Raw genomic sequence first — 22,423 nt, 5'->3', positions numbered from 1 at the left:
GCACTCGCAGCACCGTGCCGGGGACGCCATGATCTATCGCCACAGCATCGGCAACGTCTCGTTCGTGTTCGAAGACCTGCGCGACCTGCTCGCCAAGGCGAGCCCGCCGCGCTCGGGCGATCGCCTCGCCGGCATCGCCGCCGATAGCGCCGAGCAGATGGTGGCGGCGCGGATGGCGCTGGCGGACCTGCCGTTGCGGCAATTCCTGTCCGAAATGGTGATCCCATACGAGGCCGACGAGGTGACACGGCTGATCGCCGACCGTCACGACGCGGCGGCGTTCGCACCTGTGGCCTCACTCACCGTCGGCGGCTTTCGTGACTGGCTGCTATCGGATGCTGCGACCCCGGCGGCACTCGCCGCGCTGGCGCCGGGCCTGACACCCGAAATGGTCGCCGCGGTATCGAAGCTGATGCGCAATCAGGACCTGATCCTGGTGGCGAAGAAGTGCAGCGTGGTCACCCGTTTCCGCAACACCATCGGATTGCCCGGGCGGATGAGCGTGCGGCTGCAGCCCAACCATCCGTTCGACGATGCCCGCGGCATCACTGCGTCCATTCTGGACGGCCTGCTGCTCGGCGCCGGCGACGCCTGCATCGGCATCAATCCGGCGAGCGACGATCCGGCGGTGCTCGGCCAGCTGGTGCGGCTGCTCGACGACATCATTACGCACCTGGCGATTCCGACCCAGGGCTGCGTGCTCACCCATGTCACCACGACGCTGCGCCTGATCGAGCAGGGGGCGCCGGTCGACCTGACGTTCCAGTCGATCGCCGGCACCGAAGCCGCCAATCGCAGCTTCGGGATCGATCTGGCATTGCTCGCGGAAGCTCATCAGGCGACGCTGGCGCAGAAGCGGGGTACGGTCGGCGACAACGTGATGTATTTCGAGACCGGACAGGGTTCGGCGCTGTCGGCGAACGCGCATCATGGCGTCGATCAGCAAACCTGCGAAGCACGCGCCTATGCGGTGGCGCGGGCATTCTCGCCGCTGCTGGTCAACAGCGTGGTCGGCTTCATCGGCCCGGAATATCTGTACGACGGCAAGCAGATCGTGCGCGCGGGCCTGGAGGATCATTTCTGCGGCAAGCTGCTGGGCCTGCCGCTCGGGGTCGACATCTGCTACACCAACCATGCCGAAGCCGATCAGGACGACATGGACACACTGCTTACGCTGCTCGCAGCGGCCGGCGTCAATTTCATCATGGGTGTGCCCGGCGCGGATGACGTGATGCTGAACTACCAGTCAACCTCGTTTCACGATGCGCTGTACGTCCGCGATTTGTTCGGCCTGAAGCGCGCGCCGGAGTTCGACGACTGGCTGGTCCGCGCCGGTTTTGCCGGCCCTGATCACCGCCCGCTGACGGATGGTGCCCTGCTGCCGGAGATCGCAGCGCGGCTGATCGCCTGATCGCGCGCCGTCGTCCAGAACCCGCCAAAGAAACGCTGGCCGCTCCGCGGCGGTCGTGATTAGATCATGCATCACGGCCGCGATCGGGCGGGATTTTTGCAGCCGTGGGGAACCGGTCGCGAGTCGCGCAGTTGTATTGAACTTGCCGTTTTTGGGGCCGGTGGTCGAACCGTGCGTGCGGTCACCGCAACCAACTCGGACAGCGTGACGTTCGCGGGGAAAGTTCGATGAAGGCCGAATCCGGGCAGACCAGTCGTCGTATTCTGTGTGTCTTCCCGCGTTACACCAAGTCCTTCGGTACGTTTCAGCACTCCTATCCATTGATGGACAATGTCGCGGCCTTCATGCCGCCGCAGGGGCTGCTGGTGATCGCCGCCTATCTGCCGGACGAATGGTCGGTCCGCTTCATCGACGAGAATATCCGCCCCGCGACTGCAGACGATTTCGCCTGGGCCGACGCGGTGTTCGTCAGCGGCATGCATATCCAGCGGCAGCAGATGAACGACATCTGCCGGCGCGCGCATGATTTCGACCTGCCGGTCGCGCTCGGCGGTCCCTCAGTCAGCGCCTGCCCCGACTACTATCCGAATTTCGACTATCTGCACGTCGGCGAACTCGGCGACGCGACCGATCAATTGATCGCCAGACTCGCCCACGACGTGACACGGCCGAAGCGGCAGGTCGTGTTCACCACTGAAGACCGCCTCGACATGACGCTGTTTCCGATTCCGGCCTACGAACTGGCGGAATGCAGCAAATATCTGCTCGGCAGCATCCAGTATTCCTCCGGCTGTCCGTACCAGTGCGAATTCTGCGACATCCCCGGTCTGTATGGCCGCAACCCGCGGCTGAAGACGCCGGAGCAGATCATTACCGAGCTCGACCGCATGATCGAATGCGGCATCCGCGGCTCGGTGTATTTCGTCGACGACAATTTCATCGGCAACCGCAAGGCGGCGCTCGATCTGCTGCCGCATCTGGTCGAGTGGCAGAAGCGCACCGGCTTTCAGCTGCAGCTCGCCTGTGAGGCGACGCTGAACATCGCCAAACGACCCGAGATTCTCGAGCTGATGCGGGAGGCATATTTCTGCACGATCTTCTGCGGCATCGAGACGCCGGATCCTACCGCGCTGAAGGCGATGCACAAGGACCACAACATGATGGTCCCGATCCTCGAAGGCGTGCGCACGATCTCGAGCTACGGCATCGAGGTGGTGTCGGGCATCATCCTCGGCCTCGACACCGACACGCCGGAGACCGGCGAGTTTCTCATGCAGTTCATCGAGCAGTCGCAGATCCCGCTGCTCACCATCAACCTGCTGCAGGCGTTGCCGAAGACGCCGTTGTGGGATCGCTTGGAGCGCGAGGGCCGGCTGGTCCACGACGACAACCGCGAATCCAACGTCGACTTCCTGCTGCCGCACGATCAGGTGGTGGCGATGTGGAAGGACTGCATGGCGCGGGCCTATGAGCCCGAGGCGCTGCTGAAACGCTACGAGTACCAGATCGACCACGCCTACGCGACGCGGCTGCATCCGTCGACGCCGCAGCGGGCGTCGAAGGCCAATATCAAGCGCGGCATGGTCATGCTGCGCAACATCATCTGGCAGATCGGCATTCGCGGCGATTACAAGCTGGCGTTCTGGAAGTTCGCGCTGCGGCGTCTGGTTCGCGGCGACATCGAAAACCTGCTGCTGGTGATGGTGGTGGCGCATCATCTGATCATCTACGCGCGCGAAGCCTCGCGCGGCCATGCCAACGCTTCGAACTACTCGCTGCGCCTGCGCGAAGCGGCTGTGCCGGCGGAATAAGGACAACGATGAACTCACCTGCCACCCCGCCGCGCTCGCTGGCCGAGCTGCGCCGTTTGACCCCAGCCCGCGTCGCGCTCGGTCGCGCCGGCGCCAGCCTGCCGACCGAGGCGCTGCTGGATTTCACCCTGGCCCATGCCCGCGCCCGCGACGCGGTCCATGCCGGCTTCGATGCCGCGTCGATCGCCGCCGAGCTACAGGCGCTGGGCTTACCGACCCTGCAGGTGTCGAGCCGCGCCGCCGACCGGCGGGACTATCTGGCCCGCCCGGATCTCGGCCGGCAGCTCGACCCGGCGGCGCGTGATCTCCTGGCGGGAGCCCCGCCCGCGGGCGACGTTGCCTTGGTAATCGGCGACGGCTTGTCTCCGGTCGCGGTGGCGGCCCAGGCGACCGCGGTGGTGCGGCATCTGTTACCGCGGCTCGCCGCGGCCCGGATCGGGGTCGGGGCCGCGGTGGTGGCGATCGGCGCCCGGGTCGCGCTCGGGGACGAGATCGGCGCGGCGCTCGGTGCCCGGATGGTGGTGGTGCTGATCGGCGAACGGCCGGGCTTGTCGGCACCAGCCAGCCTCGGCGCTTATCTGACGTTCGGACCGCGCTCCGGCCTCACTGATGCCGACCGTAATTGCGTCTCGAATATCCACGCTTCCGGGATTTCGGCGGACGAGGCGGCTCACAAGATCGCCTGGTTGATCCGCGAAGGCTTGGTGCGCCAGGTGACCGGGGTGGCGCTCAAGGACGAGAGCGGCAGCCTGATGCCGGAACTGCCTCCACCGTGATCCCAAGCTGCCGGAAAACTCGCAACCGGGCCGCGAATCTGGTGGATTCCGGTTCCCAGTCTCGATTCCGAAGGGCGGTCGGTCCGAGCCTGCGCACGTGGTGAATTGCTGCATGTCCCAACACCAGGATCCCGGGCGATGCGACGCTGTCGCATTCGTGCCGGGAAGTTTGGTTAGGACGAGCGATCGACAGGACGGAACAGCGCATGCTGGATAGAAACGTGAGCGACACCGAAGTCGCGGAATTGAAGCGACGGCGGGTTAGCATCGCTTTTGGTCTGGAGCGGCTGGGTCTGATCCCGCTGCGCGCGCCGGTGGTGTCATGCATCATCCTGCTGGCACTCATCGTCGGCGCCGTGTTCGGCATCGAACGGATCAAGATCGACGACTCCCTGAGCCAACTGTTTCGCTCCGACACCAAGGAGTTCAAGCAGTACGAGGAGGTCACCAAGCGGTTTCCGTCGACCGAGTTCGACGTACTGATGGTGGTCGAGGGCAAGGAGCTGCTGGCGCGCGAGAATCTGGAGAAGCTGCGCGACACCGTCACCGATCTGCAACTGATCGATGGCGTCCGCGGCCTGATCTCGCTGTTCTCGGCGCGGCAGGCGCCCGAGCCGGGCAAGCTGCCGGCGGCGCTTTTCCCGTCCGACTTGCCGGAAGGCGAGGCCTACGATCAGTTCGTCCAGACGGTGAAGTCCAACGAGATCATTCGCGGCAAGTTACTGTCGGAGGACGGCACGCTGGCCTTGGTCGTGCTGTCGCTTGATCCGAAGGTGGTGGCCGACAACACGCGGCTGCGCGCCACGATCGGTGAAATGCGCAAGGTGATGGCCGACGATCTCGAGGGCTCGGGGCTCAGCCGGCAACTGTCAGGCGTGCCGGTGATGCAGCTCGAAATCCGCAACGCGGTCGAGCGCGACGGGCTGATCTACAACCTCGCCGGCATCCTGGCCGGCTGCGTCATCGCCATCCTGTTCTTCCGCAAGATCTCGTTCATGGTGGTGGCGGCGTTCCCGCCGCTTCTGGCGATCCTGCTGGCGCTCGGTGTGCTCGGCTGGGCCGGCTTCAGCCTCAACATGTTCCTCAACGTGATGACGCCGCTGATCATGGTGATCAGCTTCTCGGACTCGATGCAGCTGACCTTCGCGGCACGAGACCGGTTGATCGCTGGCGAGGACAAATACACTGCTTTCAAGAACGCCGTGCTGGTGGTCGGGCCGGCCTGCGTGCTGACCCATGCCACCGCCGGCATTTCGTTCATCGCGCTGCAGTTCTCCAATTCCGACCTGATCCGCGCGTTCGGCGAGGCGGGCCTGCTCGCCACCGTGCTGGCGCTGGTCGCGGTGCTGACGCTGGTGCCGGTGTTCGGCGTGCTGCTGGTGCGTCACGAGGAAGCCTTCGCAGCGAAATTCCAGAGCGCCGATCTCGGCGTCAACGCGCTGCGCCGGTTCTGCGCCTTCATCGCGGTGCGGATGGTCGGCCGTCCCGGCCTGTTCAGCCTGCTGGCGGTGCTGGTGGTCGGCGGCCTGGCGGTGATCTACGCCAACCTTGAGCCGCGCTATCGCCTGGCCGATCAGGTGCCCGACAAGGAGCAGGCGGTGCAGGCGAGCGACCGGCTCGACGCCAAGCTCACCGGTGCCAATCCGATCGACGTGCTGATCGAATTCCCTAAGGGACAGTCGCTGTATTCGCCCGAAAGCCTGCAGATCATCGCCGAGGTTCATTCCACGGTCGAGAAGCAGGCCGGCGTCGGTAACGTCTGGTCGGTGGAAACGCTGCGCCGCTGGCTCGCCGAGAAGGCGCATACCACCAGCGTCGATACGTTGAAGGAATATGTCGACCTGCTGCCCGCCAATCTGGTGCGGCGCTTCATCGCCGAGGATCAGACCGCAGTGGTGGTGTCGGGACGCGTGCCCGATCTCGACTCCAGCGAAATCCTGCCGGTGGTGCAGAAGCTCGATCACGCGCTCGACAGCGTGCGGCAGAAGCATCCGGGCTACGAGGTCGCGGTCACCGGTCTGTCGGCAATCGCGGCGCGGAACAGCGCCGACATGATCTCCAAGCTCAACCACGGCCTCACCATCGAGTTTGCGCTGGTGGCGATCTTCATCGGCCTGGCGTTCCGCTCGGTGGTGGTGATGCTGGCCTGCATCCTGCCGGGCATCTTCCCGGTGGTGTTGTCCGGCACGCTGTTGTGGCTGATGGGGGAGGGGCTGCAATTCGCCAGCGTGGTCGCGCTGACGGTGTCGTTCGGCCTCGGCCTGTCCGCCACCATCCACTTCCTCAACCGGCTGCGGCTGGAGAGCCCGCCCGGCGTCAGCGCCGGGCTCGCCGTCGAACGCGCCACCGTGCTGGTCGGCCCGGCCCTGATCCTCACCACCGTGGTGCTGGCCTGCGGCCTCGGCGTCACGGTGTTCTCGGACCTGCCGTCGCTGCGACTGTTCGGTTGGCTCAGCGCCTTCGCGATGGTGGCGGCACTGATCGCCGACCTGTTCATCCTGCGCCCGACCGCGATGTGGCTGATCAGCGTCGCGCACCGCCTGCGCGGCAAAGGTAACGCCGGCTCGGTGGTGTAGCGCACGACAAACGGTCGGCTTGTCGAAAAGTAAAAGCCCTCCGGATCGGCTGATCCGGAGGGCTTTTTGTTGATGGAGCCGAAGAAGGCGGTGATCAGCCGCGGGTCATCGAAATGTTGACGCCGCGGATCTCGCCCTTCGAGCTGATCGCCACCGACTGCTTGTTGCCGTGGGTCGTCAGCGACAGGCTGGCGGCGAACCCGGCGGCTTCCACGAACACTTCGATCCGGCCGCCGCCGGCCTTGCCCTGCAGGCTGCCGTTGACGTTGCGGCTGGTCTCGCTCCAGTTGCCGGAGATGCGGTCGCCGTTGGTGGCGGCGTCGGCGGAAAGGTCGAACTTGTAGCTGTCGCTGGCGCAGCGCAACGTCAGAGCCAGCTGATTGCCGCCGCCGCTGCCGCGATAATTGGCCTTGCAGCGGATGCGCTCCTTCGAGCCGTCGGATAGCGACACCGTCCCAGTCCCCGACCATGCTCCTTCGAACCCGGCGAACGGTCCGGAATCTGCCAGCGCTGCCGATGCCGAGAACAGCATCGCGGCGCCGATCCCGGCCGCCTTCAACGCATGGATGGAGGAAGTGGTGGAACGAAGCAGGCTCATTCTGGCCATCCTTGGGAGATCGCTGGGGTGACGACGGTGGCGTCACGTCGCTGGTTAGTGTGTTCGCCTCGCGGCAGGTTCAAATCACATAGTAACGCTGCGCATGCACGCCAGGGCGCACGGCGCGTATTGTTCCGTCCGCGCTGCTCGCGGAACTATAATATTTGCATCAAATCGGCAACGTTTCGTGAAAAAGCGACAGGTATTCCGCGGCTTTCCGCCACCCGTCCGCGAAGGCGCGTGCGTCGGCACTAATTTGGCCGTATTTGTCACCTTGATCGACGCATCATACCGTTGTGCCGATCGTGTGCACCGCGACCCCTTCCAAGCGGCGCCGTAGATGTGATCGAGAACGGGTTTCGACCCCCAGCCACATATCGAAGGAAGACAATGCAAAAGACCTTGGTTGCGCTCGCGTTGCTGCTCGTTTCGATGTCCTCCGGCGCCAATGCCCAGCAACAGCAGCGCAGCGGCACCGAAGCCGAGCAGAAGGCCTGCTCGCGGGACGTGTCGCGTTTCTGCCGCTCCGTGATGGAGCAGAGCGATCTGGTGATCCTGTCCTGCCTGCAGCAGAATCGCGAGAAGATCAGCAAAGCCTGCAACCAGGTGTTGGTCAGCCACGGCCAGTGAGGCGGTGAGTCGGCATCCGCCGGGCCTGTTTCGGTCCGGTTTGGCGGCCGCGGCGGCGATCCGGGCGAAACTGCGGCCCGGACATCGTCCGTCAAGATCGTTGGTTTAGCCGGCGATTTCCCTTATATGGCGTCGCGAACGGTGCGCCCGGCCCGGCCGGGTGCGGCCGTTCGCTTTTTTTCGTGTTCAAACCAAGTGTTTAGCCAGTGCCGATGACGTCTGCGAGCGAGCTTCGATCGGGCAAGACCCACCGGGACGAGAATTTCCCGGTCGCGTCGTGGATCATCCATCCGCGGCACCGCGACCTGATTCTGGCGTTCTATAATTTCGTCCGGACCGCGGACGACATCGCCGATCACGAGATGCTCGATGCCGAGACCAAGCTCGAATATCTCGATCTGCTCGAAGCCGAGCTGCTCGGCCGCGGGGAGACCCAGCCCGAGGCGGTGCATCTGCGCCGGGCGCTGGCTGAACGCGGCATGCCGCCGCGCCACGCCCTCGATCTGCTGACCGCATTCCGGATGGACGTCACCAAGCTGCGCTACGAGGATTGGGACGAGGTCATCCATTACTGCCGCTACTCGGCGATGCCGGTCGGCCGCTTCATGCTCGACGTCCACGGTGAAAGCACCACGACGTGGCAGGCGTCCGATGCGCTGTGCGCGGGGCTTCAGATCAACAATCACCTGCAGGACTGCGGCAAGGACTATCGCACCCTCAATCGCGTGTATCTCCCGCGCGACGTGCTCGATGCCGCCGGCGCCAAGGTCGAAGACCTCGGCCTGCAGAAGTCGTCGCCCGCGCTGCTGAAGTGCCTGCAGGGTCTCGCGGTGCGCACCGCATCGCTGCTCGGAGATGGCCGGCCGCTCGCCGCCGAGATCAAGGATTATCGGCTCGGTCTCGAAGTCTCGGTGATCCAGGCCTATGCCGATCGTATCGTGCGCATGCTGCAGACCCGCGATCCGCTCAGCGAGCGTGTGCATCTGAAGCCGATCGAATTCGTCATCGCCAGCTTCGGCGCGATGAGCTCGGAGATCGTCCGTCGCAGCTTCGGAAAGGGGCCGGTGTCGCATCCGGCGCCGCGCGCATGACCGTTCACGCCACGCCAGAGCCGGCCGCGCATCAAGGCGTCGCGCTCGGCAGTTCGTTCTACGCCGCGATGCGCATCCTGCCGCGCCCGCAGCGCGAGGCGATGTTCCAGGTCTACAGCTTCTGCCGCTTCGTCGACGACATCGCTGATTCCGATCGGCCGCGCGAGCAGCGGGTCGCCGAGCTGCAGCAATGGCGCGACGACATCGCGGCGCTGTATCGCGGCGCACCGCCGCCGCGGCTTGCCGACTATCAGGAGTCGCTGCGCACCTTCGGGCTGAAGCGCGAGGATTTCGAAGCGATTATCGACGGCATGGAAATGGATGTCGACGCCGACATCCGCGCGCCCGATGAAGCCACGCTCGATCTGTACTGCGATCGCGTCGCCAGCGCGGTGGGACGGCTGTCGGTGCGCATTTTCGGTCTGCCGGAGAGCGACGGCATCGAGCTGTCGCATCATCTCGGCCGCGCGCTGCAGCTCACCAACATCCTGCGCGACATCGACGAGGATGCCGGCATCGGCCGGCTGTATCTGCCGAGCGAGCTGCTGCACAAGGCTGGTATCACCGCCACCGATCCGCGCGTGGTCGCGGCGCATCCGGCGCTGCCGAGCGTCTGCGCGCCGCTGGTCGAGCGTGCGCTCGCGCATTTCGCCGCCGCCGACAAGGTGATGAACCGCAATCCGCGCCGGGTGGTGAAGGCTCCCCGCATCATGGGCAAGTACTACTACTCGATCTTGCAGCTTTTGATCGCGCGCGGTTTCGCAGCGCCGCGCGCCCCGGTGAAGCTCGGCAAGGCTTCGAAGATCGCCATCCTGCTGCAATACGCGATCGTGTGATGTCGAAAACAGTTCACGTCATTGGTGCGGGAATTTCCGGCCTTGCGGCCGCGATCCGGCTCGCCCGCGCCGGTCTCACCGTCCAGGTTCACGAAGCGATGCAGCAGGCCGGCGGCCGCTGCCGCTCGTATTTCGATGCCCAGACCGGGCTCGTCATCGACAACGGCAATCACCTGCTGCTGTCCGGCAATCAGGCCGCCTGCGACTACGCGCGCACGATCGGCACCGAGGCCGGCCTTGTTGGTCCCGCGAGTGCCGAGTTCGACTTCATCGATCTGCCGGCCAATGCGCGCTGGCGGCTGAAGCTCGGCAGCGGCAAGCTGCCGCTGTGGCTGTTCGATGCCAAGAGTCGCGTGCCGGACACCTCGATCGGCGATTACCTCGGCCTGATGCCGCTATTGTGGGCGCCGACCACCAAGCTGATCGGCGATACCATCAACTGCTCGGGCCCGCTGTACGATCGCCTGGTGGCGCCGCTGCTGCTCGCCGCGCTCAACGTCGATCCGCCGGAAGGCTCGGCGGGTCTCGCCGGCGCGGTGGTGCGCGAGACGCTGCTGGCCGGCGGCAAGGCCTGCCGGCCGTTGATCGCCCGCGACGGCCTGTCGGCGGTGCTGGTCGAGCCGGCGGTTGCGCAACTCGCCGCCACCGGCCCCGGGGTGCGGTTCGGCCATGAGCTGCGGGCGCTGACGATGTCGGGCGACCGGGTCGGCGCGCTGCAGTTCGGCGGCGAGGATGTCGTCACCCTCGGCCCGGACGATGTGGTGGTGCTGGCGGTGCCGCCGCGTCCGGCCGCCTCGTTGCTGCCCGGCCTGAAGACGCCGCAGGAATACCGCGCCATCGTGAATGCGCATTTCAACTATGCGCCGCCGCCCGGCATGCCGGCCCTGACCGGGGTGATCGGCGGGGTGGTGGAGTGGCTGTTCGCGTTCCCGAACCGGCTGTCGGTCACCATCAGCAACGGCGACCGGCTGGTCGATGCGCCGCGCGAGCAGCTGGCGGCCGAAGTTTGGGGCGAAATCTGCAAGATCGCCGGGATCTCGGCCAATCTGCCGCCGTGGCAAATTGTCCGCGAGCGCCGCGCGACGTTCGCGGCTACACCGGCGCAGAACGCCCTGCGCCCCGGGCCGGTCACCCAGTGGAGAAACCTATATCTCGCAGGCGATTGGACTGATACGGGGTTACCGGCGACCATCGAAGGATCGGTCCGGTCCGGCAACCGTGCCGCGGACCTGGTATTGGCCGCCGGGCGCACCTGATCCGGCCCTCAACACGGAGACTCAGCAGATAAAATGGATTCCGGCAGCTACACGACTGGTGTCGGGCGCAACGCGCTCGAAGCTTCGATCGATGCGGCGCGTAGCGCGCTGCTGAACTATCGTCGCGATGACGGCCATTGGGTGTTCGAACTCGAGGCCGATTGCACCATTCCTGCCGAATACGTGCTGCTGCGGCACTACCTCGGCGAGCCGGTCGATGCCGCGCTCGAAGCCAAGATCGCGGTGTATCTGCGCCGCATCCAGGGCGCCCATGGCGGCTGGCCGCTGGTCCACGATGGCGACTTCGACATGAGCGCCAGCGTGAAGGGGTACTTCGCGCTGAAGATGATCGGCGACAGCATCGATGCCCCGCACATGGTGCGGGCGCGCGAGGCGATCCGCTCGCGGGGCGGCGCGATCCATTCCAACGTCTTCACCCGGTTCCTGCTGTCGCTGTACGGCGTGACCACCTGGCGCGCGGTTCCCGTGCTGCCGGTCGAGATCATGCTGCTGCCGAGCTGGTCGCCGTTCACGCTGACCAAGGTCTCGTATTGGGCGCGCACCACGATGGTGCCGCTGCTCGTGCTGTGCGCGCTGAAGCCGCGCGCCAAGAACCCCAAGGGCGTCGGCATCGACGAGCTGTTCCTGCAGGACCCGAAGACGATCGGCATGCCGGCCAAGGCACCGCATCAGAACTGGGCGCTGTTCAAGCTGTTCGGATCGATCGACGCCGTGCTGCGCGCGATCGAGCCGGTGATGCCGAAGGGCATCCGCAAGCGGGCGATCGACAAGGCGCTGGCCTTCATCGAGGAGCGGCTCAACGGCGAGGACGGCATCGGCGCGATCTTCCCGCCGATGGCCAACGCCGTGATGATGTACGAGGCGCTCGGCTATCCCGAGGACTATCCGCCGCGCGCCAGCCAGCGCCGCGGCATCGATCTGCTGCTGGTCGATCGCGGCGACGAAGCCTATTGCCAGCCCTGCGTGTCGCCGGTGTGGGATACGGCGCTCGCCAGCCACGCGGTGCTCGAGGCCGACGGCCACGAGGGCGCCAAATCGGTGCGGCCGGCGCTCGACTGGCTGCTCCCGCGCCAGGTGCTCGACGTCAAGGGCGACTGGGCCGTGAAGGCCCCGAACGTCCGCCCCGGCGGCTGGGCGTTCCAGTACAACAACGCCCACTATCCGGACCTCGACGACACCGCCGTGGTGGTGATGGCGCTCGACCGCGCCCGCAAGGACCAGCCCAATCCTGCCTATGACGCCGCGATCGCCCGCGCCCGCGAGTGGATCGAGGGGATGCAGAGCGATGACGGCGGCTGGGGTGCCTTCGACATCAACAACACTGAGTACTATTTGAACAATATCCCGTTCTCGGACCACGGCGCGATGCTCGATCCGCCGACCGAGGACGTCACCGCGCGCTGCGTCTCGATGCTGGCCCAGCTCGGCGAGACGATCGACAGCAGCCCGGCGCTGGCACGTGCGGTCGGCTATCTGCGCGACACCCAGCTTGCCGAGGGCTCCTGGTACGGCCGCTGGGGCATGAATTACATCTACGGCACTTGGTCGGTGCTGTGCGCCCTCAACGCCGCCGGCGTCCCGCATGCCGATCCAATGATCCGCAAGGCGGTCGCGTGGCTGGAGTCGGTGCAGAATCGCGACGGCGGATGGGGCGAGGACGCTGTCAGCTACCGACTGGATTACCGCGGCTACGAAAGTGCCCCCTCGACCGCCTCACAGACGGCATGGGCCTTGCTTGCCCTGATGGCTGCGGGTGAGGTCGATCATCCCGCCGTGGCACGGGGCATCGAGTACCTGAAAAGCACACAGACCGAAAAAGGACTGTGGGACGAGCAGCGTTACACGGCGACAGGCTTCCCGCGGGTGTTTTATCTGCGGTATCATGGCTATTCGAAGTTCTTCCCGCTCTGGGCGCTGGCGCGGTACCGGAACTTGCAGGCCACGAACAGCAAGTTGGTAGGGGTCGGAATGTGATTCTGGGGGCAGTGGACGACCAGGCCGCGGCGCATCGCCAAGATCCGCGGCCGGTACTGATTGTGACGGGCCTGATTCAGGAAGCACGTATCGCGGCGGGGCCGGGCCTCACCGTTATCTGCAGCAGCAGCGATCCGAAGCAATTACGCGCGATCATGGCCGATTTCGACGCATCGTCGATCCGCGGCGTGATCAGCTTCGGCGTCGCCGGGGGACTGGATCCCGCTCTCGAGGCAGGTGACATCGTCATCGCCACCGAAGTTGTGGCGGGTGAACGCCGCTGGGCCTCGGAAGTTGCACTGACCGACGAATTATTGCGGAGCGCCGGGCTCGGCCGTCAGCGCGTCGTGCGCGGCGGTTTGGTCGGAGCCGAGCAGGTGATCGCAGCGCGCACCGCCAAGGCGGCGCTGCGCTCGGAGACCGGTGCGGCGGCGGTCGATATGGAAAGCCACATCGCCGCCGATTTCGCCGCTGCGGCCAACCTGCCGTTCGCGGCGCTGCGGGTGATCAGTGACCCGGCGGGCCGCAGCCTGCCGCAGGTCGTCTCCACCGCGATCAAGCCGAACGGCGAGATCGATCTGCGCAAGGTGCTGCGCGGCATCGCCCGTCACCCGACCTCGATCCGCTCGCTGGTGTCGACCGGCATCGACTTCAACCGCGCGCTGCGGTCCTTGCGCGGCTGTCGGAACTTCGTGCAGGACGCCGTGCTCGGTCGCGGCGGTCTCGTCGCCGAGATCTGAGCGGACTGCGCGCCGCCGGTGAGGGCGGCGCGGACGTGGCTTGCGCCGATGACGCGCTGATCCAGGGCGTGTCGTGAGGCTCGTCGAACCTCACGTCCTGATTTCGTCTTTCAGCCAATCCAGGAACCGGCCGAGATAGCGCGGGTCCGCGCGCGAGGTCGGCTGCGCGAAATACTTCTCACCCTTCACGACCACGTCAGGAAACGGGCAGGCGAGCCGCCACTCCGACTTACCCGGGAAGAACTCCTTCGGCGCGACGATCGAGCCGAAACCCTCGCGCACCGCATGCATCGCGACGAACATGTGGTCGAAGCGGTGGCCGCCTTCGAACAGATGGTCGCGCATTCCCGCTTTCCGCAGCCAAGCTTCCCAGTGCCCCGGCCGGGTGGCTGAGGTGATCAACGGAAATGCGAGAAGATCCTCCGGCTTGTCGATGGTCCTCTCCTGAACCAGATCCAGGCTGCAGACCGGCGTCAGGTGCTCCTCGAACAACGGCGTCGATGCCTTCGAAGGTCCGCCGATCTTGTCGCTGCTGCCCCGGGTGATCAGGAGATCGTGGGACGACACGTCCGGCGTTTGCCCCGTCATCCGGGTCGAAATCCACACCGCCAGATCAGGATTGGCTTTCTCGAACCTCTTGAGCCGCGGCATCAGGAAATACATCGCGAATGTCGACGGCGCCTCGACGGCCAGCACCGCTTTGCTGCGCCGACGACGGACGTACTGGCAGGCGGCTTCGATATTGCGGAACGACTCGCTCAGCTGCTCCGCCAGCACGCTGCCATAGGGTGTCAGCGCCACGCTGCGGCCTTCGCGGGTGAAGACCTGTTGCCCGAGCCAGTCCTCGAGCAGGCGCACCTGCTTGCTGACGGCGCCATGGGTGACGCCCAGCTCCTCGGCGGCCGCACTCAGGCTGTCGCTGCGCGCCGCCACTGCAAACGCCCGCAGGGCGCTCAGCGGCAGTTCTCGTTCTTTCACCATGACCTCCGTGTGACGATGGCGGCCGAAAGGGCTATCGGATTTACGACCTATACTCACGTGTTTGTCGATTTTATTCGATCGATTCTCACATGTGAACGGCCTACCACCCGGGACGTCAGCCGCCACCCCAGGCGGCATTCAGAAACCCGGATGCCCCCATGACGACCCAGCCTTTGATCGAAGCCAACGGCCGCAGCTACGCCAGGCCGCTACGACCCGTTGTCGTGATCTGCCTCGACGGTTTCGACCCCGAATATTTGGAGCGCGGCATTGCCGACGGCGTCCTGCCGACGATCGGCGCACTCAGGGCGGGGGGCTATGTCGGCACGGCGCTGGCGACGGTGCCGACCACCACCAACACCAACAACACCTCGATCGTCACCGGCGTCTCTCCCGCCATCCACGGCATCAACGGCAATTACTATCTCGATGCCGACACCGGCGAAGAGATCATGGTGACGGATGCACGGCGCCTGCGCTGCGGCACCATTCTCGGTGCGATGAGCAAAGCGGGCGTGCGGATCGCGGTGGTCACCGCCAAGGACAAGCTCCTGAAGGTGCTCGCCTATGAGATGGACGGGATCGCCTTCTCATCCGAACACCCGAGCGTTGCCGACCTGACCGCGCTCGGCTTCAAGAGCGGCGAGGAACTGGTCGGCCGCGGCCGGCCGGATCAATACTCCGCCGACCTGTCGCTGTTCGCGCTGGACGCCGGCGTCAGGCTGATGGAGACCGCCAAGCCCGAGCTGATGTATCTGTCGACCTCGGACTATGTGCAGCACAAATACCAGCCGGGCGAGGCGGAATCGAACGACTTCCACGCAGCGGTGGACCGCCGCATCGCGCGGCTGATCGAACTCGGTGCGACCGTCGCTCTGACTGCCGATCATGGCATGGCCGACAAGTCCGATGCGGATGGCCGGCCCAACGTCGTCTATCTCGAGGACGCGCTGAACCAGAAGTTCGGTGCCGGCGTCGCGCGGGTGATCTGTCCGATCGCCGATCCGTTCGTCCGCCATCATGGCGCGCTCGGCGGCTTCGTGCGGGTCCACCTGCTCAAGCCTTGCGATATCGCGGCGATGATGACCTTTGCGCGGTCGCTGCCCGGCGTCGAGCTGGTGCTCGATCGCGCCACAGTGTGCGAACGCTACCAGTTGCCGCCGGATCGGGAGGGCGACTTCGCGGTGTTCACCGATCGCGGCACGGTGGTGGGCGCGCGGCGGCAAGATCATGATTTGTCTGCGCTGGGCGACCATCGCTTGCGCTCGCATGGCGGGCTCGGCGAGCAGCGCGTGCCGTTTGTATTGTCGCGCCCGCTCAAGCGGGACTACCGCGAGCACGCGACTACAGGCGTGTTGCGTAACTACGACATCTTCGACTTCGCCCTGAACGGCGTCGACTAATCCCGCACGATTGCAGCCAAAGAGGAAATCGAGATGCGTGCACTTCGCACCGCTGTGATGGCGCTCGCCATCGGCACGGCCGGCGTGACGGCTGGTCATGCCGAGACGCCGGTGATGGGGACCGGTTCGGCCTTCGCCGCGCCGATCTACATCAAATGGGCAGAACAATTGAAAGCGGCAAAAGGTGTCGCGATCAACTACCAACCTTCTGGATCGTCGGTCGGTCAACTCCAGGTGCTGAAGGGCCTGACGGATTTCGGTGCGTCGGATGTGCCGATGGAGGACAGCAAACTGAAGGAAGGGGACATTATGCAGTTCCCCACCGTCGTCGGCGGCTACGCCGTCGTGGTGAACATTCCCGGTGTCCTGCCCGGCAAGCTACGGCTCACCGCGCCTGTGCTGGCCGACATCTTCATGGGCGGCATCAAATCGTGGGATGACCCGCAGATCGTGCAGCTCAATCCCAGTCTCGCGCTGCCCAACCTGCCGATTTCGCTGCTGTATCATGCGGGCGGCTCGGGCGGCACCTACGCGATCTCGCGCTATCTGTCGAAGAACAGCGCAGCATGGCGCGACAAGATGGGAATCGGCATGACGCTGAGCTGGCCGGTCGGCGCCGGCGTCAAAGGCAGCTACGGCGCGGCTTCGACAGTGCCGATGACACCCGGCGGCATCGGCTATGCCGAGCTGTCCTACGTCACCGCCAACAATCTTGCGACCGTGCAATTGCAGAACAAGGCCGGCCGGTTCGTGCTGCCGAACGGAAGCAGTTTTGCGGCCGCTGCCGAGAATGGCGATTGGTCGGTGCCGAACTATGCGGTCGATCTCACCGACATGCCCGGCGAACAAGCCTGGCCGATCGTCACCGCGACCTTTGCGCTGGTGCCGCGAAGTCCTGCCAAGCGCGCCACGTCGGCCGCCGTGCTGGACTTCTTCCGATGGGCCTATGCGCATGGCGATGGCATCGCGCGGTCGCTGCAGTTCGTCCCTCTGCCGGGCAAGGTCAAAGCCGACATCGTCAAGCATCTGATGATTTGAGCGGACCGAGATGAGCAACAAAAAAGCGCGGCCCGCAGGCCGCGCTTTTGATGATTGAGGCCGTTGTCGGAGCGATCAGGCCGCCGTCGACTGGCGCTTGTCCTTAGTCTCGGTGGCTTCGTCGCGGCGGATCTCGGACAGCTTCTTCTCGACCTGCTCGGAGAACACGTACTGCGCCGGGCGCTGCTTCGACATGTCGATCTCCGGCGCCATCGGGCCCGAGGTCTTGATGCCGCGGAGCGCCACCCAGGCGGCCTTCAGCGGATTGTTGAGCGAGGCCATCGCCGCGGTCGGCTCGTAGCCGCAATGCGCCATGCAGTCCGCGCACTTCTCGTACTTGCCGGTGCCGTAGGAATCCCAATCGGTGGTTTCCATCAGCTCCTTGAAGGTCTTGGCATAGCCCTCGCCGAGCAGGTAGCACGGCTTCTGCCAACCGAAGATGTTGCGCGCCGGCATGCCCCACGGGGTGCACTCGAACTCCTGGTTGCCGGCCAGGAAGTCGAGGAACATGCTGGAGTGCATGAAGCTCCACTTCTTGCCCTTGCCGCGCGCGAACACCTCGCGGAACAGGTTCTTGGTCTTGGTGCGGTTGAGGAAGTGCTCCTGGTCCGGCGCACGCTCATAGGCGTAGCCCGGCGAGATCGAGACGCCGACGCCGAGCTCTTCGGTGAAGTCCATGAACTTGGCGATGTCCTCGGCGGCGTAGCCGTCGAACACCGTGCAGTTGACGTTGACGGTGAAGCCCTTGGCCTTGGCCGCCTTGATCGCCGCGACGGCGCGGTCGAACACGCCCTCCTGCGACACCGCCTTGTCGTGGTGCTCCTTCAGGCCGTCGAGATGCACCGAGAAGAACAGATAGGGCGACGGCTCGAACAAATGCAGCTTCTTCTCGAGCAGCAGCGCGTTGGTGCACAGCGACACGAACTTCTTACGCGCCACCAGGCCGCGCACGATCTCGCCGATCTCCTTGTGGATCAGCGGCTCGCCGCCCGGGATCGCGACCATCGGCGCACCGCATTCCTCGGCGGCGTCCCAGCACTCCTGCGCGGTCATCCGGCGGTTCAGGATCGCGTCGGGATAGTCGATCTTGCCGCAGCCGGCGCAGGCGAGATTGCAGCGGAACAGCGGCTCCAGCATCAGTACCAGCGGATAACGCTTCCGCCCGAGCAGCTTCTGCTTCAGCAGATAACCGCCGATCACCAGTTCCTTGTGAAACGGAATAGCCATTACGAAATCTTCTCTTTCACGGCATGTCGGTTGGGGCGGATCAGGCGGTCGCCAGCTCCGCAGGCAGAACGAATTCGATGTTTTCTTCGCGGCCCGGCAGCACCGAGACGGTGACCGGGACGATCCGGCGCAGCGCTTCGATCACGTCGTCGACCAACACTTCCGGCGCGGACGCGCCGGCGGTGATGCCGACCGCTTTCTTGCCGTCGAGCCAGGCCGGGTCGAGTTCGCTGCCGTCGGCGATCAGGTAGCTCGGGATGCCGGCTTCGGTGCCGATTTCCCGCAGCCGGTTGGAGTTCGAACTGTTGTTGGCTCCGACCACCAGGATCAGGTCGACCAGCTTGCTCATCTGCCGCACCGCCGATTGCCGATTTTGCGTGGCATAGCAGATGTCGCGGGTGTCCGGGCCTTCGATATCGTGGAATTTCTTTGAGAGCGCCACGATGATGTCTTTGGTGTCGTCGACGCTCAGCGTGGTCTGGGTGATGTACGCCACCGGGGTTTCCGGCGGCAGAGTCAGCGCCGCGACGTCCTCGAGGTTCTGCACCAGCAGCACCGGGCCGGGAACCTGACCCATCGTGCCTTCGACTTCCGGATGGCCGGCATGGCCGATCAGGATCAGGGTGCGGCCCTTCGACGTATAGCGCTTGCCCTGGTTATGCACTTTGGTCACCAGCGGGCAGGTGGCGTTGAGCACCGGCAGGTCGCGCGCCGCGGCCTCTTCCTCGATGCTGCGGGCGACGCCGTGGGCGCTGAAGACGGTCACGGCCTTCGGCGGAACTTCCGACAGCTCCTCCACGAAGATCGCGCCTTTGGCCTTCAGGCTCTCGACCACGTATTTGTTATGCACGATCTCATGCCGCACGTAGACCGGCGGACCGTACTTCTCCAGCGCGCGCTCGACGATCTCGATCGCACGCACCACGCCAGCGCAGAAACCACGGGGTTGGGCAAGGAACACTTCGAGGGGGCGGACTTCAGACAAGGGGCACCACGCTCATGATTGTTCGGTCTCCTGGCAGCACGTCGCATTCCCGTAGCATGATCTAGCTGGTATGGGGACACCCGCAACCGCAAGGGACGCAGGGGACTTATTGGCGCAGTGCAGCACGCAATGCAAAACGCCCTTGGCAATCTGGCCTGGTGAGATTACTTCCGCGCACACACCTCCGCCGGCTTGTTTTCGGCCATTTTGTCCAGTCCTTGGTCGCAGAACCATCAAAACTAGTTCGATCGACTCGGAACCCGGCGGGGTGGCCGTATTTTAGGCCAGCCGGTAGCAATAGAAAGAGTGAATGTGCTGAAAAGTGCCATCGTCTACATTGTCAGAGCCAGCACCCGTTTTGCGGCTTTTACTGTGCTGATCGGCGTATTTCTCGCAGTTGCAGCAGGTTTCTATACTTACCAACATTTCGGGATCAACACAGACATCAATCATTTGATCTCGTCTGATCTCGACTGGCGCAAACGTGATATCGCGTTCGAGAAGGCCTTCGACCAGGAACGGCTGATCCTGGCGGTCGTCGAGGCTCCGACGCCGGAATTCGCGAACGCCGCGGCGGCCAAGCTCACGGCCGAATTGTCCAAGAATAACATCAACTTCGACTCGGTGGAGCGGCTCGGCGGCGGGCCGTTCTTCGACCGCAGCGGGCTGTTGTTCCTGCCCAAGGACGAAGTTGCCAAGGCGACCGGCCAGTTCCAGCAGGCGGTTCCGCTGATCGAGATCATGGCCGGTGATCCGTCGATCCGCGGCCTGACGGCGGCGCTCGAGACCGGTCTGGTCGGCCTGAAGCGCGGGGAACTGACGCTCGATTCGACTGCGAAACCTTTCAACGCCGTCGCCGCGACGGTCGAGGACGTGCTCGGCAAGCAGCAGGCGTTCTTCTCCTGGCGCGGCCTGGTCAATCCGGAGCCGCTGACCGACGGCGACAAGCGCGCCTTCATCGAGGTCAAGCCGATCCTCGACTTCAAGGCGCTGGAACCCGGCAAGGCGGCCACCGACGCGATCCGTCAGGCCGCCGTGGACCTCAAGATCGAGCAGGATTTCGGTGCCCGGGTGCGGCTGACCGGTCCGGTGCCGATCGCCAACGAGGAATTCGCCACCGTCAAGGACGGCGCCGTGGTCAACGGCATCGGCACCGTCGTGGTGGTGCTGCTGATCCTCTGGATGGCGCTGCATTCCTCCAAGATCATCTTCGCGGTGGCCGCCAATCTGGTGATCGGCCTGTCGATCACCACCGCGGTCGGCCTGATGCTGGTGGACTCGCTCAACCTGCTGTCGATCGCGTTTGCGGTGCTGTTCGTCGGCCTCGGCGTCGATTTCGGCATCCAGTTCAGCGTCCGCTATCGGTCGGAACGCCACAAGACCGGCGACCTCGATAAGGCGCTGGTCCAGGCCGCCGAATACTCGGCGGTGCCGCTGTCACTGGCGGCGATGTCGACCACGGCGGGCTTCCTGTCGTTCCTGCCGACCTCCTACAAGGGCATCTCCGAACTCGGCGAGATCGCCGGCGCCGGCATGGCGATCGCGTTCTTCACCAGCATCACCGTGCTGCCGGGGCTGCTGAAGCTGCTGAACCCGGCGGGTGAGAAGGAGCCGCTCGGCTACGCCTTCCTGGCGCCGGTCGATCACTTCCTGGAGAAGCACCGCATCGGCATCATCGTCGGCACGATCGGCGTCGCGCTGGCCGGCCTGCCGCTGCTGTACTTCATGCATTTCGACTTCAACCCGATCAATCTGCGCAGCCCGAAGGTCGAGTCGATCGCGACGTTCCTCGACCTGCGCAAGGATCCGAATACCGGTGCCAACGCCGTCAACGTGATGGCACCGTCCGAGCAGGCGGCCCGCGAGATCGAAGCCAAGCTCTCGAAGCTGCCGGAGGTGTCGCGCACCATCTCGCTCGACACTTTCGTTCCGCCGGACCAGCCGGAGAAGCTGAAGCTGATCCAGGCCGGCGCCAAGGTGCTGGAGCCCGCGCTCAATCCCGAACAGGTCGATCCGGCTCCGTCCGATCAGGACAACATCGCGTCGCTGAAGAGCTCGGCCGAAGCGCTGCGCCGCGCCGCCGGCGAGACCACCGGACCCGGCGCCGACGCCTCGCGCCGGCTCGCCGCCGCCCTGACCAAGCTTGCGGGCGCCGATCAGGCGCTGCGCGAGAAGGCGCAGGACGTGTTCGTGCGGCCGCTGCTGCTCGACTTCGAGCTGCTGCGCAACATGCTGAAGGCGCAGCCGGTGACGCTCGACAACCTGCCGGCCGACATTGTGTCGTCGTGGAAGACCAAGGACGGTCAGATCCGCGTCGAGGTGCTGCCGAGCGGCGATCCCAACGACAACGACACGCTGCGCAAGTTCGCCGCCGCCGTGCTGCAGGCCGAGCCGCTGGCGACCGGCGGTCCGGTGTCGATCCTGAAGTCGGGCGATACCATCGTCGCCTCGTTCATCCAGGCCGGTCTGTGGGCGCTGCTGTCGATCTCGATCCTGCTGTGGATCACGCTGCGCCGGATTACCGACGTCGCGCTCACCTTGGTACCGTTGCTGGTGGCGGGTGCGGTGACGCTGGAGATCTGCGTGCTGATCGATCTGCCGCTGAACTTCGCCAACATCGTTGCCTTGCCGCTGCTGCTCGGCGTCGGCGTCGCGTTCAAGATCTACTACGTGACCGCCTGGCGCTCCGGCCGCACCAACCTGCTGCAGTCGGCGCTGACCCGGGCGATCTTCTTCAGCGCCCTGACCACCGCCACCGCGTTCGGCAGCCTGTGGCTGTCGAGCCATCCGGGAACGGCCAGCATGGGCAAGCTGCTGGCGCTGTCGCTGCTGACCACGCTGGGCGCCGTGCTGCTGTTCCAGCCGGCCCTGATGGGCAAGCCGCGGCACATCGACGAGTCCGGCGACACCGATCTGTGAGTCGCTCCGGCCGGGGCGTCGGCGCGCGCCGATGCCCCCGCCGCGGGTCGCGGCCGGGGGCGGGTTTTCTCCCTCCAGCCGTGTTCCAGAGCATGAACTGCCGCTGAGACCGGGAAGCAAGGCGCGATTGCCGCAGGTGACGTCACAGGG

17 protein-coding genes are annotated in these 22,423 nt (G+C 65.3%); 13 read left to right on the top strand and 4 right to left on the bottom strand.

The genetic code is table 11. From position 1 onward, the window contains the following. Positions 1–28: 28 nt before the first annotated feature. The 4 genes from RPPS3_RS19205 to RPPS3_RS19190 all read left to right on the top strand — a co-directional run bounded on the left by RPPS3_RS19205 (position 29) and on the right by RPPS3_RS19190 (position 6,574). On the top strand, positions 29–1,411 hold the full coding sequence (locus tag RPPS3_RS19205; RefSeq protein WP_107345491.1) for an ethanolamine ammonia-lyase subunit EutB: 1,383 nt from the start codon (positions 29–31) through the stop codon (positions 1,409–1,411). Between the two features lie 227 nt (positions 1,412–1,638). Next, the gene (gene hpnP, locus RPPS3_RS19200; protein WP_107345490.1) at positions 1,639–3,222 is read left to right on the top strand and encodes a hopanoid C-2 methylase; all 1,584 of its coding nucleotides are present in this window, start codon (positions 1,639–1,641) and stop codon (positions 3,220–3,222) included. An 8-nt stretch (positions 3,223–3,230) separates the two neighbouring features. Then, on the top strand, positions 3,231–3,998 hold the full coding sequence (gene eutC, locus RPPS3_RS19195; RefSeq protein WP_107345489.1) for an ethanolamine ammonia-lyase subunit EutC: 768 nt from the start codon (positions 3,231–3,233) through the stop codon (positions 3,996–3,998). A gap of 206 nt (positions 3,999–4,204) precedes the next feature. Further along, complete coding sequence (locus RPPS3_RS19190) at positions 4,205–6,574, top strand: efflux RND transporter permease subunit (RefSeq protein WP_107345488.1); 2,370 nt, start codon at positions 4,205–4,207, stop codon at positions 6,572–6,574. A gap of 94 nt (positions 6,575–6,668) precedes the next feature. On the opposite strand, the gene RPPS3_RS19185 is transcribed toward RPPS3_RS19190, so the two are convergent. Continuing rightward, positions 6,669–7,172, bottom strand: coding sequence for a hypothetical protein (locus RPPS3_RS19185; protein WP_107345487.1), 504 nt, complete (start codon positions 7,170–7,172; stop codon positions 6,669–6,671). Positions 7,173–7,562: 390 nt separating this feature from the next. Between RPPS3_RS19185 and RPPS3_RS19180 the strand changes: the two genes are divergently transcribed. From RPPS3_RS19180 to RPPS3_RS19155, 6 genes are all read left to right on the top strand, one after another. Beyond that, positions 7,563–7,802 carry a hypothetical protein gene (locus RPPS3_RS19180; RefSeq protein ID WP_011159282.1) on the top strand — a complete coding sequence of 80 codons (240 nt, stop codon included), beginning with the start codon at positions 7,563–7,565 and terminating at the stop codon, positions 7,800–7,802. A gap of 212 nt (positions 7,803–8,014) precedes the next feature. After that, positions 8,015–8,893: a squalene synthase HpnC gene (gene hpnC, locus RPPS3_RS19175; protein ID WP_107345486.1), complete on the top strand. Its 879-nt coding sequence runs from the start codon at positions 8,015–8,017 to the stop codon at positions 8,891–8,893. Then, entirely contained in the window at positions 8,890–9,729 is an 840-nt protein-coding gene (hpnD, locus tag RPPS3_RS19170; RefSeq protein ID WP_107345485.1) for a presqualene diphosphate synthase HpnD, read from the top strand. Before hpnC ends, hpnD begins: the two co-directional genes overlap by 4 nt. Beyond that, a complete protein-coding gene (hpnE, locus tag RPPS3_RS19165; protein ID WP_107345484.1) occupies positions 9,729–10,985 on the top strand; it encodes a hydroxysqualene dehydroxylase HpnE in 1,257 nt (418 codons plus the stop codon). The genes hpnD and hpnE overlap by 1 nt, the downstream gene beginning before the upstream one ends. A 33-nt stretch (positions 10,986–11,018) precedes the next feature. Next, positions 11,019–12,980: a squalene--hopene cyclase gene (gene shc, locus RPPS3_RS19160; RefSeq protein WP_107345483.1), complete on the top strand. Its 1,962-nt coding sequence runs from the start codon at positions 11,019–11,021 to the stop codon at positions 12,978–12,980. Then, the gene (locus tag RPPS3_RS19155; RefSeq protein ID WP_107345482.1) at positions 12,977–13,720 is read left to right on the top strand and encodes a phosphorylase; all 744 of its coding nucleotides are present in this window, start codon (positions 12,977–12,979) and stop codon (positions 13,718–13,720) included. The genes shc and RPPS3_RS19155 overlap by 4 nt, the downstream gene beginning before the upstream one ends. Before the next feature lie 90 nt (positions 13,721–13,810). On the opposite strand, the gene RPPS3_RS19150 is transcribed toward RPPS3_RS19155, so the two are convergent. Then, complete coding sequence (locus RPPS3_RS19150; RefSeq protein WP_234819989.1) at positions 13,811–14,827, bottom strand: LysR substrate-binding domain-containing protein; 1,017 nt, start codon at positions 14,825–14,827, stop codon at positions 13,811–13,813. Between the two features lie 32 nt (positions 14,828–14,859). Here RPPS3_RS19150 and phnA point away from each other — a divergent pair, with 32 nt between their 5' ends. Together phnA and pstS are read left to right on the top strand one after the other, a co-directional pair. Then, on the top strand, positions 14,860–16,104 hold the full coding sequence (gene phnA / locus RPPS3_RS19145) for a phosphonoacetate hydrolase (protein WP_107345480.1): 1,245 nt from the start codon (positions 14,860–14,862) through the stop codon (positions 16,102–16,104). 33 nt (positions 16,105–16,137) lie between these two features. Next, positions 16,138–17,142, top strand: coding sequence for a phosphate ABC transporter substrate-binding protein PstS (gene pstS, locus RPPS3_RS19140; RefSeq protein WP_107345479.1), 1,005 nt, complete (start codon positions 16,138–16,140; stop codon positions 17,140–17,142). A 75-nt stretch (positions 17,143–17,217) separates the two neighbouring features. Here pstS and hpnH read toward each other — a convergent pair whose 3' ends face one another. Further along, the gene (gene hpnH / locus RPPS3_RS19135) at positions 17,218–18,369 is read right to left on the bottom strand and encodes an adenosyl-hopene transferase HpnH (protein ID WP_107345478.1); all 1,152 of its coding nucleotides are present in this window, start codon (positions 18,367–18,369) and stop codon (positions 17,218–17,220) included. 40 nt (positions 18,370–18,409) lie between these two features. Further along, complete coding sequence (gene ispH / locus RPPS3_RS19130) at positions 18,410–19,354, bottom strand: 4-hydroxy-3-methylbut-2-enyl diphosphate reductase (RefSeq protein ID WP_107345477.1); 945 nt, start codon at positions 19,352–19,354, stop codon at positions 18,410–18,412. Between the two features lie 312 nt (positions 19,355–19,666). On the opposite strand from ispH, the gene RPPS3_RS19125 reads away from it, so the two are divergent. Next, positions 19,667–22,273, top strand: a complete 2,607-nt coding sequence (locus RPPS3_RS19125) for an MMPL family transporter (protein ID WP_107346680.1) — start codon at positions 19,667–19,669, stop codon at positions 22,271–22,273. Positions 22,274–22,423 lie beyond the last annotated feature (150 nt).

It is taken from the genome of Rhodopseudomonas palustris (assembly GCF_003031265.1).
In the GTDB taxonomy this organism is placed as follows: Bacteria; Pseudomonadota; Alphaproteobacteria; order Rhizobiales; family Xanthobacteraceae; genus Rhodopseudomonas; species Rhodopseudomonas palustris_H.
Note: the sequence above shows the minus strand (reverse complement) of the source record. Positions and strands in the feature narration are given on the sequence as shown.